Origin of the sequence: Arsenicicoccus sp. oral taxon 190 (genome assembly GCF_001189535.1) — a bacterium.
In the GTDB taxonomy this organism is placed as follows: Bacteria; Actinomycetota; Actinomycetes; order Actinomycetales; family Dermatophilaceae; genus Arsenicicoccus.
This window is the reverse complement of the sequence record NZ_CP012070.1, coordinates 1,769,470-1,782,615: the sequence shown is the minus strand read 5'-3', so window position 1 is coordinate 1,782,615 and position 13,146 is coordinate 1,769,470. Positions and strand designations below refer to the sequence as shown.

At 73.2% G+C, this 13,146-nt stretch carries 10 protein-coding genes and 1 pseudogene; 5 read left to right on the top strand and 6 right to left on the bottom strand.

Annotation, left to right across the window (positions count from 1 at the left end):
• Positions 1-9: 9 nt before the first annotated feature.
• Positions 10-312: a hypothetical protein gene (locus tag ADJ73_RS08430; protein WP_050347911.1), complete on the top strand. Its 303-nt coding sequence runs from the start codon at positions 10-12 to the stop codon at positions 310-312.
• Between the two features lie 10 nt (positions 313-322).
• On the opposite strand, the gene ADJ73_RS17545 is transcribed toward ADJ73_RS08430, so the two are convergent.
• The 5 genes and pseudogenes from ADJ73_RS17545 to ychF form a co-directional block, all read right to left on the bottom strand.
• The gene (locus ADJ73_RS17545; RefSeq protein WP_050347910.1) at positions 323-805 is read right to left on the bottom strand and encodes a DUF2254 family protein; all 483 of its coding nucleotides are present in this window, start codon (positions 803-805) and stop codon (positions 323-325) included.
• Between the two features lie 230 nt (positions 806-1,035).
• Positions 1,036-1,314 (bottom strand): annotated as a pseudogene (locus ADJ73_RS17540) (DUF2254 family protein); the annotation flags it as partial.
• A gap of 188 nt (positions 1,315-1,502) precedes the next feature.
• Positions 1,503-3,401 carry a heavy metal translocating P-type ATPase gene (locus ADJ73_RS08415; RefSeq protein ID WP_050349321.1) on the bottom strand — a complete coding sequence of 633 codons (1,899 nt, stop codon included), beginning with the start codon at positions 3,399-3,401 and terminating at the stop codon, positions 1,503-1,505.
• Positions 3,402-3,610: 209 nt separating this feature from the next.
• The gene (cmtR, locus tag ADJ73_RS08410; protein ID WP_050347908.1) at positions 3,611-3,973 is read right to left on the bottom strand and encodes a Cd(II)/Pb(II)-sensing metalloregulatory transcriptional regulator CmtR; all 363 of its coding nucleotides are present in this window, start codon (positions 3,971-3,973) and stop codon (positions 3,611-3,613) included.
• A 46-nt stretch (positions 3,974-4,019) separates the two neighbouring features.
• The gene (gene ychF, locus ADJ73_RS08405; protein WP_050347907.1) at positions 4,020-5,105 is read right to left on the bottom strand and encodes a redox-regulated ATPase YchF; all 1,086 of its coding nucleotides are present in this window, start codon (positions 5,103-5,105) and stop codon (positions 4,020-4,022) included.
• A 261-nt stretch (positions 5,106-5,366) separates the two neighbouring features.
• On the opposite strand from ychF, the gene ADJ73_RS08400 reads away from it, so the two are divergent.
• Positions 5,367-6,398, top strand: a complete 1,032-nt coding sequence (locus tag ADJ73_RS08400; protein ID WP_050347906.1) for a triacylglycerol lipase — start codon at positions 5,367-5,369, stop codon at positions 6,396-6,398.
• A 105-nt stretch (positions 6,399-6,503) separates the two neighbouring features.
• Here the strand turns inward: ADJ73_RS08400 and ADJ73_RS08395 are convergent, their stop codons facing one another.
• Positions 6,504-7,643 (bottom strand): metallophosphoesterase, encoded by a 1,140-nt coding sequence (locus tag ADJ73_RS08395; RefSeq protein WP_050347905.1) that lies wholly within the window; start codon positions 7,641-7,643, stop codon positions 6,504-6,506.
• Between the two features lie 98 nt (positions 7,644-7,741).
• Here ADJ73_RS08395 and ADJ73_RS08390 point away from each other — a divergent pair, with 98 nt between their 5' ends.
• The 3 genes from ADJ73_RS08390 to ADJ73_RS08380 all read left to right on the top strand — a co-directional run bounded on the left by ADJ73_RS08390 (position 7,742) and on the right by ADJ73_RS08380 (position 13,095).
• The gene (locus ADJ73_RS08390) at positions 7,742-8,950 is read left to right on the top strand and encodes a DNA recombination protein RmuC (protein ID WP_050347904.1); all 1,209 of its coding nucleotides are present in this window, start codon (positions 7,742-7,744) and stop codon (positions 8,948-8,950) included.
• 96 nt (positions 8,951-9,046) lie between these two features.
• On the top strand, positions 9,047-12,196 hold the full coding sequence (locus ADJ73_RS16950) for an alpha/beta fold hydrolase (protein WP_156188174.1): 3,150 nt from the start codon (positions 9,047-9,049) through the stop codon (positions 12,194-12,196).
• Positions 12,193-13,095, top strand: coding sequence for an ABC transporter permease (locus tag ADJ73_RS08380; RefSeq protein ID WP_082176844.1), 903 nt, complete (start codon positions 12,193-12,195; stop codon positions 13,093-13,095). The genes ADJ73_RS16950 and ADJ73_RS08380 overlap by 4 nt, the downstream gene beginning before the upstream one ends.
• Positions 13,096-13,146 lie beyond the last annotated feature (51 nt).

Below are 13,146 nucleotides of genomic sequence, written 5' to 3'. Positions count from 1 at the left end.
CGCGCGGAGTTGCGCGCGGGCGGGCGGCGCCTGATCCGGCGCGCCGCGGTGCTGCGGCCCTGGGCCGTCGCGGTGGTGGGCATCACCGCATGCCGTCAGGCCTTCGACCGTCCCGGTGCGGTGCTCGGGGTGCAGCCGGTGGCCGATGAGTCCGGGGCGCCGTGGGTGCCGGGGAGGCCGGACGGGGTGGCCCTGTGGGCGCTGCCCAACCCCAGCGGGCTCAACGCCCATGAGACCGCCGCGACGCTGGCGCAGAAGTGGCGGGAGGTGTGGGCGGCCACCGGCGCCCCGCCCGCCTCCCTGCGGGGCTGAGCCGCCGCGCTCAGGCCGGCGGAGCCTCGGGCTCGGGGGCCTGCTCGGCGAGCGTGTCGAAGAGCGCCCGCAGCCGCCGCTGGATCTGGACGCTCCCGGTCCCGAACTGGCGGATCTCGTCGGTGGCCGCGGCCACGTAGTCGGCCCAGCTGCGCGTCCCGTCGCGCAACACCGACGCGTCGGGGTGGGCGGCCAGGAGCGCCTCGCGCTTCGCGATACCCGGGGCGAGTTCGGCGAGGATGTCCTCGATCTCGTCGAGCGCCTGGACGGCGCGGCTGGGATCGTTGACCGCGGGCGAGAGCGCCTTGAGCGCGATGTCGACCATGGCGCGGATCGCGCCGAAGTGCCCGCTGACGGGCGAGAGCGCGTCGCCGAACGCCAGCGCCGATTCGAGCGCGCGGCACTGGGCCCGGCCCACCGGCGCCGAGGTCCGGAAGAGGATCCCGCCGCTCGGCGCGGGAGTGGCCAGGCTGGGCACGAGCTCGATGCGCATGCCCCACGCGTCCTCGCAGTCGAGCAGGCGCGGGATGTTGGCGGGATGTTGACGGCGAGCACGACGTCCCCCCGCGGGGCGCGGCGGCGCCGGCGCACCGGGCGGCCGCCGGCGGCGGTGCCGGTGGCGAGCTCCGCGACGCGGGTGTGGAAGCGGGCCGGGTCGTAGCGGGTGGAATCGCGGACCCCGGCGGCGAGGTGGCGCAGCAGCGCGCCGGGGTTGAGCAGCCGGCACACGCGCACGGCGACCGCGATGAACATGACGCCGCAGCCCACGGTGATGGCCACCGCCACGACGGTCGAGTCCCAGGGGCGGTAGGCGTCCCCGCCCACCGCGATCGAGAGCGCGATGAGGAGCGCATAGGCGAACGTGCCCACGGAGCAACCCAGCCCCCACTGGATGACGCGATCGGCCTGGAAGACCGGCGAGATGCGCACGGACAGGGCGGTGACGCCCAGGCTCATGGCGGCCGTCAGCGCGCTGAAGACGAGGCCGGCCAAGGTGACCATGGCCCCGGAGATGATGCCCAGCAGCGAGCCCACGGCCCCCAGCGTCGAGCTGCGGGACCCCTTGCCCGCAGGGCCCAAGCAACACAGCCCCTGGTCAGGCCGGCTCCCTATACGTTGAAGCGGAACTCCACCACGTTCCGTAGCCGAATAACCTCTGACAACTCTCCTACCAATCGCGCCGACCAGCGTCAGGCCGGGCTGGCGATGGCCGATGATCTCGACACGACCGTTTGCGGCGTTGACCTCGTCGGACGCGCGGCGCGCACGCCGTTGACGATGACGGCGACCTCGGCGATCTCGTGGACGAGGACGACCCCGGCCAGCCCGAGCACGCCGAAGAGGGCGAGCGGGAACAGGACGACAATGATCGCCAGCGCGAGAGCGATGTTGGCCGTCATGATGCGTCGCCCGCGCCGCGCATGGGCGAGGGCGGCAGGAATGAGGCGCAGGTCGTGGCCGGTGAAGGCGATGTCGGCCGACTCGACGGCGGCGGCCGAGCCGGTCGCACCCATCGCGATGCCGACGGTGGCCGTGGCCAGTGCCGGCGCGTCGTTGATCCCGTCGCCGACCATCGCCGTCGGGCCTGCGGTCGTCAGCTCTGTGATTGCAGCGGCCTTGTCGGTCGGGAGCTGCTCGGCGCGGACGTCGTCGATTCCCGCTTCCCTGGCCAGGGCGCGGGCGGTGCGTACGTCGTCGCCGGTGAGCATGACCGCGCCGATGCCCTGGTCGTGAAGCAGCCGCACCGTCTCGGCGGCCTCCGGGCGCAGTTCGTCTCTCACTCCGATCAGGCCGGCGACCTTGCCGTCGGCCTCGACGACCACGACGGTCATGCCGGCCTCGGCCAGCTCATCAGCGTCCGTACGCAGACCGGCCGGGTCGAGCCAGCGTGGACTGCCGACCCTGATCAGGCGGCCTTCGACCCGGCCGGTAACGCCGTGGCCGGCATTCTCGCTCACGTCGCTCGACACCGGCACATCCGCCACGGCGGCGGTGATCGCGGCGGCCAAGGGGTGCGTGCTGGTCGCCTCGACCGCGGCCGCCCATGCGAGCACCCCGTCGCGGGCAGTCCCAGCGACGGTGCGGACCTCGGTCACCTGCGGACGTCCCTGCGTGAGCGTGCCCGTCTTGTCGAAGGCAACCGTGCGAATCGTGCCGAACTGCTCGCACGTGGCCCCGGACTTGATGACGACGCCGAGCTTCGAGGCTGAGCCGATCGCGCTGATGACGGTGACCGGCACGGCGATCGCCATAGCGCACGGGGAGGCAGCCACGAGCACGACGAGGGCACGCTCGATCCATGTCGACGGGTCACCGACGAGGAAGCCGAAGAGGACCACGAGCGCGGCCGCTACCAGCACGGCCGGGACGAGCGGACGGGCGATCCGGTCGGCCAGACGGGCTCGCTCGCCCTTGCGGGCATGGGCCTGCTCGACCAGTGCGACGATCTGGGTCAGCGAGTTGTCCCGGCCGTCAGCGGTGGCCTCGACGAGCAATGATCCCGAGCCGTTGACCGCGCCGGCGGGCACTGGATCACCCGGTCCGACCTCGACAGGGATCGACTCGCCGGTGACGGCGGAGGCGTCGACGCTCGAGCGCCCCTCAGCAACGATCCCGTCGGTCGCGACCCGCTCACCCGCGCCGACCACGAGGAGGTCGAGCTCGCGAAGCTCTGCCACCGGTAAGTCGACGGTGCCAGACGTCCGGGAGACCCGTGCAGTCTCGGGGACCAGCGAGAGAAGCGCGCGCAGCCCTTCCCTGGCGCGGTCCATCGCCCGGTCCTCGAGGGCCTCGGCCAGGGAGAACAGGAACGCCAGCGCCGCGGCCTCACCGACGTGGCCCAGCAGCACCGCTCCGACCGCGGCGATGGTCATGAGCAAGCCGACGCCTAGGCGTGCGCGGCCTCTCGCGGTGAACAGCCGTCTGAGCGCGCCGGGCACGAAGGTCCATCCCCCGGCCGCGAGCCCAAGGGCGAAGGCGACCAGCGCCGGTACCTCGAGGCCAGTCCACTCGAGAATCAGACCCGCTGCCAAGAGCAGTCCGGAGAGGGCAGGCAGAGCGAGAGAGCTGTCGCGCCACCACGAGGGCATGTCCTCGCGCTCGTCGCGGCGGAGCTCGGAAGGTCCGCAGCACGCGTCGCCCTCGTCGAGGGCGGACGATCCGGTGGTCAGGCCGACAGAGCCGCAGCAGGTATCGCCCATAGCCGTCGGTCCACCGCTGAGCGAGATCAGTCGGGTCGACGCCGCCTTCGTCACCCTGTTGCCGCGATGCGGCTCGTCGACGCCGCAGCACTCGCCACTCACCGCTCGGCCACTTCGGGGTCGCAGCAGCCCGGCACTGTGCACTGCGGGTCCATGCACGGAACGCTCTCGTCGACGGCGAGAGTGACGTCGACCAGGGCCGTGAGCGCCGCGGCAATGTGGGGGTCGGCAATCTCGTAGCGCGTCTGCCGGCCCTCCGGCTCAGCGACGACAATCCCGCAGCCGCGCAGACAGGACAGGTGATTGGACACGTTGGTGCGCGTCAGCTCAAGGTCCCGGGCGAGCCTCGCCGGGTAGCCCGGCCCGTCAAGAAGAAAGAGCAGGATCCGTGAACGGGTCGGATCCGCCATGGCACGGCCGAGCCGGTTCATGACGTCGACGCGCGAGGCAATGGTCAGCACGTACTGACCATACAGTTAATGCTGACCTATTCGCTACCCGCAGAGGTTAGACCGCAAACCTAAACTCCACCACGTCGCCGTCGTGCATGACGTAGTCCTTGCCCTCGATGCGCACCTTGCCGGCCTCCTTGGCCTTCTGCATCGACCCCGTCGCGACCAGGTCGTCATACGACACGACCTCGGCCTTGATGAAGCCGCGCTCGAAGTCGGTGTGGATCACGCCGGCCGCCTGCGGGGCGGTCCAGCCCTTGCGGATCGTCCACGCGCGGGACTCCTTGGGGCCGGCCGTCAGGTAGGTCTGCAGCCCGAGGGTGTGAAAACCCTTGTGCGCCAGCTGGTCCAGGCCAGGCTCGGTCACGCCCACGGACTCGAGGAGCTCGGCCGCCTCCTCCTCGTCGAGCTCGGCGAGGTCCATCTCGAGCTTGGCGTTGAGGAAGATCGCGTCGGCCGGCGCCACCAGCTCCTGCAGCGACGCCTGCAGCGCGGTGTCGGTGAGCTGGTCCTCGTCGACGTTGAAGACGTAGAGGAACGGCTTGGTCGTGAGCAAGAAGAGCTCCTTGATCGCGGCAAGGTCGACGCCGGCTGCCTCGCCACGGGCATACAGGGTGTCGCCGGCCTCGAGGACCTGCTGCGCCGCGAGCGCATTGTCCAGGACCGCCTTGTCCGTCTTCTTCCCCTTGACCTCCTTCTCCAGGCGCGGGATCGCCCGCTCCAGGGTCTGCAGGTCGGCCAGGATCAGCTCGGTGTTGATGGTCTCGATGTCGCTGCTCGGGGAGACCTTGCCGTCGACGTGCACCACGTCGTCGTCGTTGAAGGCGCGGATGACCTGGCAGATCGCGTCGGACTCACGGATGTTGGCGAGGAACTTGTTGCCCAGCCCCTCCCCCTCGGAGGCGCCGCGCACGATCCCCGCGATGTCCACGAAGGACACCGTGGCCGGCAGGATGCGCTCGGACCCAAAGATCCCGGCCAGCACCTTCAGCCGGGGGTCGGGCAGCGGGACCACGCCCACGTTGGGCTCGATGGTCGCGAAGGGGTAGTTCGCGGCGAGCACGTTGTTCTTGGTCAGGGCGTTGAACATGGTCGACTTGCCCACGTTGGGCAGTCCCACGATCCCGATAGTCAGAGCCACGGGACGCGAGTCTATCGGCTGGGTCGGACAGACCCCGGTCTCGCGGCGAGGGCGCGGGAGCCGGTGGTATGCCGAGCCCCCGGCGCCCGGCATACCGGGGTCTCGCGGGCGGGGTCTCGCGGGCGACGCACGGATGCGCGGCGCGCCCGCCCGGCCGTGCACGTGCTCTCACCCGGCGTGACGGGTCGCGGGGGACGGTCCTAGCCTCGAGAGCACGTACTCGCGAGTAACGACGCCCGCGAACGTCTTCGAGGAGTCATCATGACCATGCGCCGCGTCGTCGCCGCGCTCGCCTCCGCGGCCGCTCTCACCCTCGCCGCCCCTGCCTCGGCCTTCGCCGCCGACCCCGCTCCGGCCCCCGCCCCCGCACCCGCCTCCCAGCCCGTCGAGCCGCCGGTGATGTCGCCGCACAGCCCCGAGGGCGTGCCCGCCGGCCCGGTCGGCCCGGCCTTCCTGACCTGGCCCGCCGCGTCGACCCACTCCAAGCTGCACCCCGGCTCCCGCCCGATCGGCGCCAACGACTGGACCTGCAAGCCCGCCGCGGGCACCCGGCCGGTCGTGCTGATCCCGGGCACGGGCGAGGACGCCTTCGCCACCTGGTCGGCCTACGCCCGTCGGCTCAAGGCGGCCGGGCTGTGCGTCTACACCTTCAACGTCAACCCGGTCACGAACCCCATCGACGAGGCCAAGCCCTTCTCCGGGCACATCCGCAGCTCGGCGCAGTTCCTCGGCACCTTCGTCGACCGCGTGCTCGCCAGCACCGGCGCGGAGAAGGTCGACCTCGTCGGCCACTCCCAGGGCGGCGGCCCCCTCCCCCGCGCCTACCTGAAGTACGAGGGCGGCGCCGTCAAGGTCAACCAGCTGATCGGCCTGGTGCCCTCCAACTACGGCACGACCGTCTACGGCCTGGACCGGCTGCTGGCCAAGGAGGGCACGCCCGCCAGCTGGGCGCTCGGCACCAACGCCCGGCTGCACAACAACTACGCCCTGCCCGAGCAGCTCATGGGCTCGCCCTTCCTCACCGAGCTCAACGCGGGCGGGCTGACCCAGCCGGGCGTGAAGTACACCGTGATCACCACCCGCTACGACGACGTCGTCACGCCCTGGACCAACGCCCTCATCCACGAGCCCGGCGTGACCAACATCGTCATGCAGGACCTGTGCCGGCTCGACCACACCGACCACTTCGGCTTCACCTACGACCCGGTGGCGCTGCAGGTGGTGCTCAACACCCTCCAGCCGGCGAGGGCCAAGGCGCCCCTGTGCGTCTACGTGCCGGGCTACGTCCAGTAGCCGAACCCCGCGAGACGCCCTCCTTCGCAGACTCGGTGGAGCGCGCCGACCAGGCGGTATGCCGAGCGCCCGCGCGCCCGGCATACCGCCTGGTTGCGTCGGGGCTCAGGCCGGGCGCAGGAAGGTGACCGGGAGGGTGAACTCGTCCTCGGCGCCGCTGTATTGCCGACCGATCTTGGTGTCGTAGTCGCGGCTGCGGAAGGACTGCAGCGACGGGGAGAAGGTGTCGACGGTCAGCGCGCCGCGCTGCACGTCCATCTGCAGCAGCCGCACGAAGCCCGCGTGGCCGCGGCCGTCCCAGCCCGCGTCGTAGTCCTGGTAGTCGGCCATCAGCTCGATGACCTGGTGGCCGGGGCTGCCGGCGTCCTGGCGGACGTTGCGCCCGACCCCGTGCTCGTGCCCGGAGAGCACGAGGAACACGTTGGGGTTGGGGTCGACGACGCGGCCGCGGACGCGGGCGCCGTCGCCGCTCAGGGGGGCGCCGACGCCGTCCGGGGCGGGGCCGGGCTTCAGGTAGGCGTGGGTGGCGACGATGACATTGGCGCGCGGGCGCTTCTTGATCTCGGCGTCAGCCCAGGCCAGGGCGGCGTCGCTGGGCTGGTAGCCGAGGTGGACGACGGCGAAGTCCACGCCGCCCGCCCGGAAGGTGTCGACGTGGTTGCTGTTGTCGCCGGCCTTCCAGGGGCCCTGGTAGTAGGGCTGGGTGGCGCGGGCGCTGGCGACCTGGTAGCGGGCCGGGCCGAAGAACTGGTTGTAGACCGAGGAGTCGGCGCCGCGGGCGTTGTCGTGGTTGCCGGGGAGCACGCCATTGGGCATGCCCGCGTCGTCCAGCACGGCCTGCGCCTTGGCGGCCCAGGAGAACTCGCCCTTGGCGAGGTTGGGGGTCTTGAACCAGTAGGAGTCGACGAGGTCGCCGGTGTGCGCGGTGTAGGCGATCTTGCGGGTGGCGGCGTTGTCGACGATCCACTGGTTCATGCCGTCGTAGATGGCCTGGCAGCGCTTCATCAGCGAGGGGAGGATGCCGGCGCCGTTGGCGCACTGGCTGAGGTACTGCGTGTCGGTGATGTGCGCGATCGCCAGGTCATAGGTGGCGGGGTCGCGGAAGCGGCCGTCGGGCTCGGTCGTGACGGCGGGGGTCACCGCGGCGGCGGGTGCGGCGGCGGGGCTCTGCGTGGCGTGGGCAGGGGCGGCGGCCAGCGTGATCGAGGCGGCGGCGACGGTGGCGAGGACGGAGGTCAGGCGCATGCTGGCGAGGCTAGGGCGGCCACCCCTACCGGCGGGTAGACCCCTCGTGGCGGCGAGGTGAACAGGGGTCTGTCGGTGGTCGGTGCTTGGCTGACCCCATGGACACCACGCTGATCATCGGCCTGCTGGTCGGCCTCGCCCTGGGCGCGCTGCTGGCCTGGCTGGCGACCCGCCCCGCGAGCGCGGCGCGGCAGGCGGAGCTGGCGGGAGCGGTCGCCGAGCGGGAGCTGCTGCGCGAGCGCTGCCTCGACCTGGAGGCCCTCGTCTCGGAGGACACCCAGACCTCGGCGGCGCTCGGCCCCATGCGCGAGGCGCTCGCCCGGATGGAGCGCACCGTGGGCACCCTCGAGCGGGACCGTCAGGTGCAGTATGGCGCTCTCGGTGCCCGCCTCGAGGAGGTCACCGCCACGACGTCTGCCCTGCGCGACCAGACCGCCACGCTCGTGGGGTCGCTGCAGTCCAGCAGCGTCCGCGGCGCCTGGGGGGAGGCGCAGCTGCGGCGGCTGCTGGAGCACGCGGGGCTGCTCGCGCGGTGCGACTTCGACGAGCAGGTGGCCGCGGTGACCGAGCACGACGCCGCGGTGCGGCCGGACGCCGTGGTGCGGCTGCCGGGCGGCAAGGTGCTGGTGGTCGACGCCAAGGTGCCGCTGACGAGATTCCTGGCGGCGCAGGGGGACTCGCTCGACGAGACGCAGCGGGCGACGCACCTGCGCGGCCACGCGGCGGCGCTGCGGGGCCACGTCGACACGCTGGCGGCCAAGGCCTACTGGACCGCGTTCCCGACCACCCCGGAGATGGTGGTGTGCTTCGTGCCGTCCGACGCGGTGCTGGCCGCGGCGCTGGCGCACGACCCCACGCTCTACGACGACGCGCTGGCCCGGCGGGTGGTGCTGTCCTCCCCCGCCACGCTGCTGGCGCTGCTGCGGACCGTCGCCTTCACGTGGCAGCAGGACGCGCTGGCCACCAACGCCGCTCACCTGCTGACGCTCGGCAAGGAGCTCTACGCCCGCATCGGGACCCTCGCCGGGCACACCACCCGGCTCGGGGCCCAGCTGTCCCGGTCGGTCGAGGCCTACAACGCCATGGTCGGCACCCTCGAGTCACGGGTCCTCGTGACGGCACGACGCATGCACGAGCTCGAGCTGGTGTCGGCGGCGCCGCCCACCGTCGACGTCGTGGAGACGGCGGCCCGCCCCCTGACGTCGGCGGAGCTGCTCGACGCGCTCGACGAGGAGGTGCGGCGGCCCGAGCTGGACCTCACGACGCCCCGCCGGGAAGCAGTGGGCCGGCGAGACCACTCCGCCTGAACGCAGGCGACGCAGCACGCCGCTGCGGGCGGCGGCATACGAGACTGGGGTCGGTGACGACGCTCTCGGCGCAGGACGCTCGGGTCGGAGGTGACGATGAGACGCACGGTGGCCGCGGCGGTCGCGCTCGCCGCTGTCCTAATCGGCGCGCCCATGGCGTCACCGTCGTCGGCCGCGGTCGCCAAACCAGTGGCGGTACGGCGGGTGGTGGCCGGGCAGGTGGCAGTAGGGCCGGTGGTGACGGAGGTCCGGGAGGAGACGGTCCGGGTCCCGGTCGCGGCCGAGCCTGACGGGACCGCCGTCGCGCTGGACGCCACGGTCGTCGCCCCCACGACGCCGGGACGGCACCCGGCGGTGCTGCTGGCGCACGGGTTCGGGGGCAGCAAGGCCGACCTGATGGACCGCGCCCGCACGCTCGCGGGCGAGGGCTACGTGGCGCTCGCCTACACGGCGCGGGGCTTCGGCGACTCCGGCGGTCGCATTCACCTCGACGACCCCGACTACGAGGTCGCCGACGGTTCGCGGCTGCTCGACCTGCTGGCCACACGCTCGGACGTGCAGCTCGACGGCGCCGGCGACCCGCGGGTGGGCGCGGCGGGCGGCTCCTACGGCGGCGCCCTCGCAGTCATGCTGGCCGGGGTCGACAAGCGCGTCGACGCTGTGGTCGCCGGCATCACCTGGCACGACCTGGCCACCGCGCTCGTCCCCGGCGGGACCGGGTCGTCCCCGGGCATCCTGGCGCGACGCTGGACCTCGGTCTTCTTCTCCTCCGCCGTCGGGCGGGCACCGGCGGCCGCATCTGGGGCCCCCACGGGGGCCGCCGGGGCAACCGCGGTGTGCGGCCGCTTCGATCCGACGATCTGCCGCCAGTTCCTCGATGCCGCGGCGACCGGCAGGCCGTCCGCCGGGCTGCTCCAGGTGCTGCAGCGCCACGGTCCGGTGGCCGTCGCCCACGGCGTGAAGGCCCCCACGCTGCTGGTGCAGGGCATGCGGGACTCGTTCGTCGGGCCCGGCGAGGCCGACGCGACGGCTCGCCAGCTCGCCTCCCACGGCGTCCCGGTCGCCGTCCGCTGGTTCGACGGAGGTCACGACGGCGGCACCCCACCGTCCGACCAGGAGACCCTGCTGCCGTGGCTGCAGCGCTACCTCACCGACGAGGGGCGCCAGGCCGCCGGAGACCCCCGTGCCGGTATGCCGCTCCCCGCGTTCAGCGCTCCGATCCCCGGGGCCGGGGGCGATCGCGAGGTGCGGCTCGGGGTCCCGCCCCGGCTGGACGCGGCGCCACCCTCCAGCGAAGTCGCGCGCGTGACGCTGGCGCCGGCCACCGGCGGCTCCGGTGGCCCGGCGCGGCTGCTGTCCCCGCCAGGTGGCGACCCTGCCGCCATGAGCAACGCCGGCATCCTCGGCGACCTCCTGGGCGGGTCGGGATCGGGCAGCGGGTCCGGCTCAGGCAGCGGCAGCTCTGGCTCAGGCACCTCGGGCAACGGATCCGGCGGATCGGGCAACGGCAGCTCGACCTCAGGCGGCTCGGGCTCAGGCTCGGGCGGATCGGGCGGCTCCGGCTCGGCCGGCTCGAGCTCAGGCACCTCGGGTTCAGGCACTTCGGGGTCGGGCGGCTCAGGCGCCGCCGGTGACCTGGCCTCCGCCGCCGCCTACCGCCTGGCCGCGCTGCCGGGCCAGCACGCAGCCTTCGACACCGCGGCCCTGCCCGACGCGGTCGACGTGGCGGGCCGCCCTCGGGTGCGGCTGCGGGTCACCTCGACGACCACCGACGCGACCCTCTTCGTGTCGCTCTGGCGCCTGACCGCGTCGGGGCCGGTGTCCCCGCGCGGTCAGATCACCCCGGTCCGGGTGGCCACGAAGCCCGGTGTCCCCGTCGACGTCGACGTGGCCCTGCCCGCCGGCACCTACGCGATGGCCAAGGGCTCGCGGTGGCGGGTGCTGGTCTCCGCCACCGACGCAGCCTTCGCCGTGCCGACCGACGCGCGCGGCTACGCCGTGAGCCTCGCCGACGACTCCCTGCTCCTGCCGGTGGTCCCCGCCGAGGCCGTCACGCAGCCGGGCGGCAGCGGCGGCATACGGGCTGCTGATCGCGAGGTCCGCTGGGCTGCAGCGGGACTCGCCGCACTGCTCCTGGTCGTCGGGGCGGTCGCCGGAGCCGCCTGGTGGCGGCGCCGACGCGGTGACCAGCGCGACACCCGCGCGGCGGAGGCCGACGTCCCGCTCGTGGTGGACGGGCTGGTGAAGACGTACAAGGACGGGCACCGCGCCGTCGACGACGTCTCGTGGCGCGCCGAGGCCGGGCAGGTCGTGGGGCTGCTGGGGCCCAACGGCGCGGGCAAGACGACGACGATGCGCATGCTCGTCGGGCTGATCCGCCCCGACGCGGGCGCGGTGCACGTGCTCGGCCGACCGGTCCACGCCGGGTCCGCGGTCCTCTCGCGCGTGGGCGCGCTGATCGAGGGTCCCGGGTTCCTGCCCCACCTGACCGGTCGGCAGAACCTCGACGCCTACTGGCGCGCGACGGGTCGTGACCCGGCCGACGCCCACGTCGCCGAGGCCCTAGAGGTCGCCGCGCTCGGGGACGCCGTGGACCGCCCGGTGCGCACCTACAGCCAGGGCATGCGGCAACGGCTCGGGATCGCCCAGGCCATGCTGGGGCGCCCCGAGGTGCTGCTCCTCGACGAGCCGACCAACGGCCTCGACCCGCCGCAGATCGCCGCGATGCGCCCCATCCTGCGCGACTACGCCAGCACCGGACGCACCGTGGTGGTGTCCAGCCACCTGCTCTCCGAGGTCGAGCAGACCTGCACGCACGTCGTGGTCATGCACCGCGGTCGGGTCGTGACCAGCGGGTCCGTCGCCGAGCTGACCAGCGGGGACGGCGCCACCGTGGTCACCCTCGGCCCCGGGTGCGACCCCGACGCCATCGCGCAGGCCCTGCGCACCGGCAGCCTGGCCCCGGCCCTGCGCGAGGTCCGGGTGGACCGCCACGCGCGGAGCCTGACGGTGCTCGGGGACGCCGGACGCGGCGCGATCGTGGCCGCGGTCGTCGCGGCCGGGGGCGACGTCGACGCCGTCGCCCCCCGCCGCCGGCTCGAAGAGGTCTTCCTCGGCGTCATCGGCGGCTCCAGCAGCGTCGGCACCGACTCAGCCCCGGGTGAGGGCGCCCACCCCGGCACCCACGACAGCGATGACAGCGACAGGAGACGCATGGACGAGCTCCGACAGGTGCGGGCCCGATGACGCCCAGCACCGCGACCACGCCCGGCCCCCGGCCCAGCCGCAGCACGGGCCGCACCACCGACCGAAGCACCGACCGCAGTGCCGGCCGTCGGCCCACGCCGCTGCGTTGGCGCGTCGAGCTCGGCCGCCAGGTCGGTCGGCGACGCACGCTGTGGGGCTTCGGGCTGCTGCTGGCACTGCCCGTCATCCTGGTCGGCGCGTTCTCGCTGGGCGACGGGGGCTCGGGCGGCGGGCGGTTCGTCGACCTGGCCCGGCAGGGCAGCGCCAACTTCGCGGTGTTCTGCCTCTTCGCGTCCAGCGACTTCCTGCTGGTGATCCTGGCAGCGCTCTTCGCCGGCGACACCGTGCCGTCGGAGGCGTCGTGGTCGTCGCTGCGCTACCTGCTGGTAGCGCCGGTCGGGCGGGCCCGGCTCCTGACCAGCAAGCTCGTCGTCGCGCTGGTCTCCACCGTGGTCGCCACGGTGCTGCTGCCGGCGTGGGCATTGCTGGTCGGCGGCCTCGCCTACGGCTGGGCCCCCTTCTCCAGCCCGGCCGGCGTAGGGCTGTCGTGGGGCGAGCTCCTCCCGCGGCTGGCGCTGGCGGTCGCGGTCGTGGCCGTCAACCTCGTCCAGGTCATCGGCATCGCGCTGCTGATCGGCACCCTCAACGACGCTCCCCTCGGCGCGGTCGGCGGCGCGGTGCTCGTGACCATCGTCGCCTCGATCCTCGACACCATCGACCAGCTGGGCGACCTGCGCCACGCGCTGCCGATGCACTACTCCCGCGCCTGGGTCCGCGCGCTGTCCCCCGACATCGGGTGGACCGACATCCAGCTCAGCACGCTGTGGTCACTGATCTACGGCGTGGTCACGATCGCGGCGGCCTACTGGTGGTTCCGCCGCAAGGACATTCTGAGCTGACCGAGCCCGTATGCCGCCACCGCCCGCGCCCCGCGCTACCAACACCGCTGC

Bases quoted from the DNA above. Each gene is read 5' to 3' on its own strand.
- ADJ73_RS17545 (WP_050347910.1), bottom strand. From the start codon at position 805: ATGCGCATCGAGCTCGTGCCCAGCCTGGCCACTCCCGCGCCGAGCGGC.
- ADJ73_RS08415 (WP_050349321.1), bottom strand. From the start codon at position 3,401: ATGCCCTCGTGGTGGCGCGACAGCTCTCTCGCTCTGCCTGCCCTCTCC.
- ADJ73_RS08400 (WP_050347906.1), top strand. From the start codon at position 5,367: ATGACCATGCGCCGCGTCGTCGCCGCGCTCGCCTCCGCGGCCGCTCTC.
- ADJ73_RS08395 (WP_050347905.1), bottom strand. From the start codon at position 7,643: ATGCGCCTGACCTCCGTCCTCGCCACCGTCGCCGCCGCCTCGATCACG.
- ADJ73_RS08390 (WP_050347904.1), top strand. From the start codon at position 7,742: ATGGACACCACGCTGATCATCGGCCTGCTGGTCGGCCTCGCCCTGGGC.
- ADJ73_RS16950 (WP_156188174.1), top strand. From the start codon at position 9,047: ATGAGACGCACGGTGGCCGCGGCGGTCGCGCTCGCCGCTGTCCTAATC.
- ADJ73_RS08380 (WP_082176844.1), top strand. From the start codon at position 12,193: ATGACGCCCAGCACCGCGACCACGCCCGGCCCCCGGCCCAGCCGCAGC.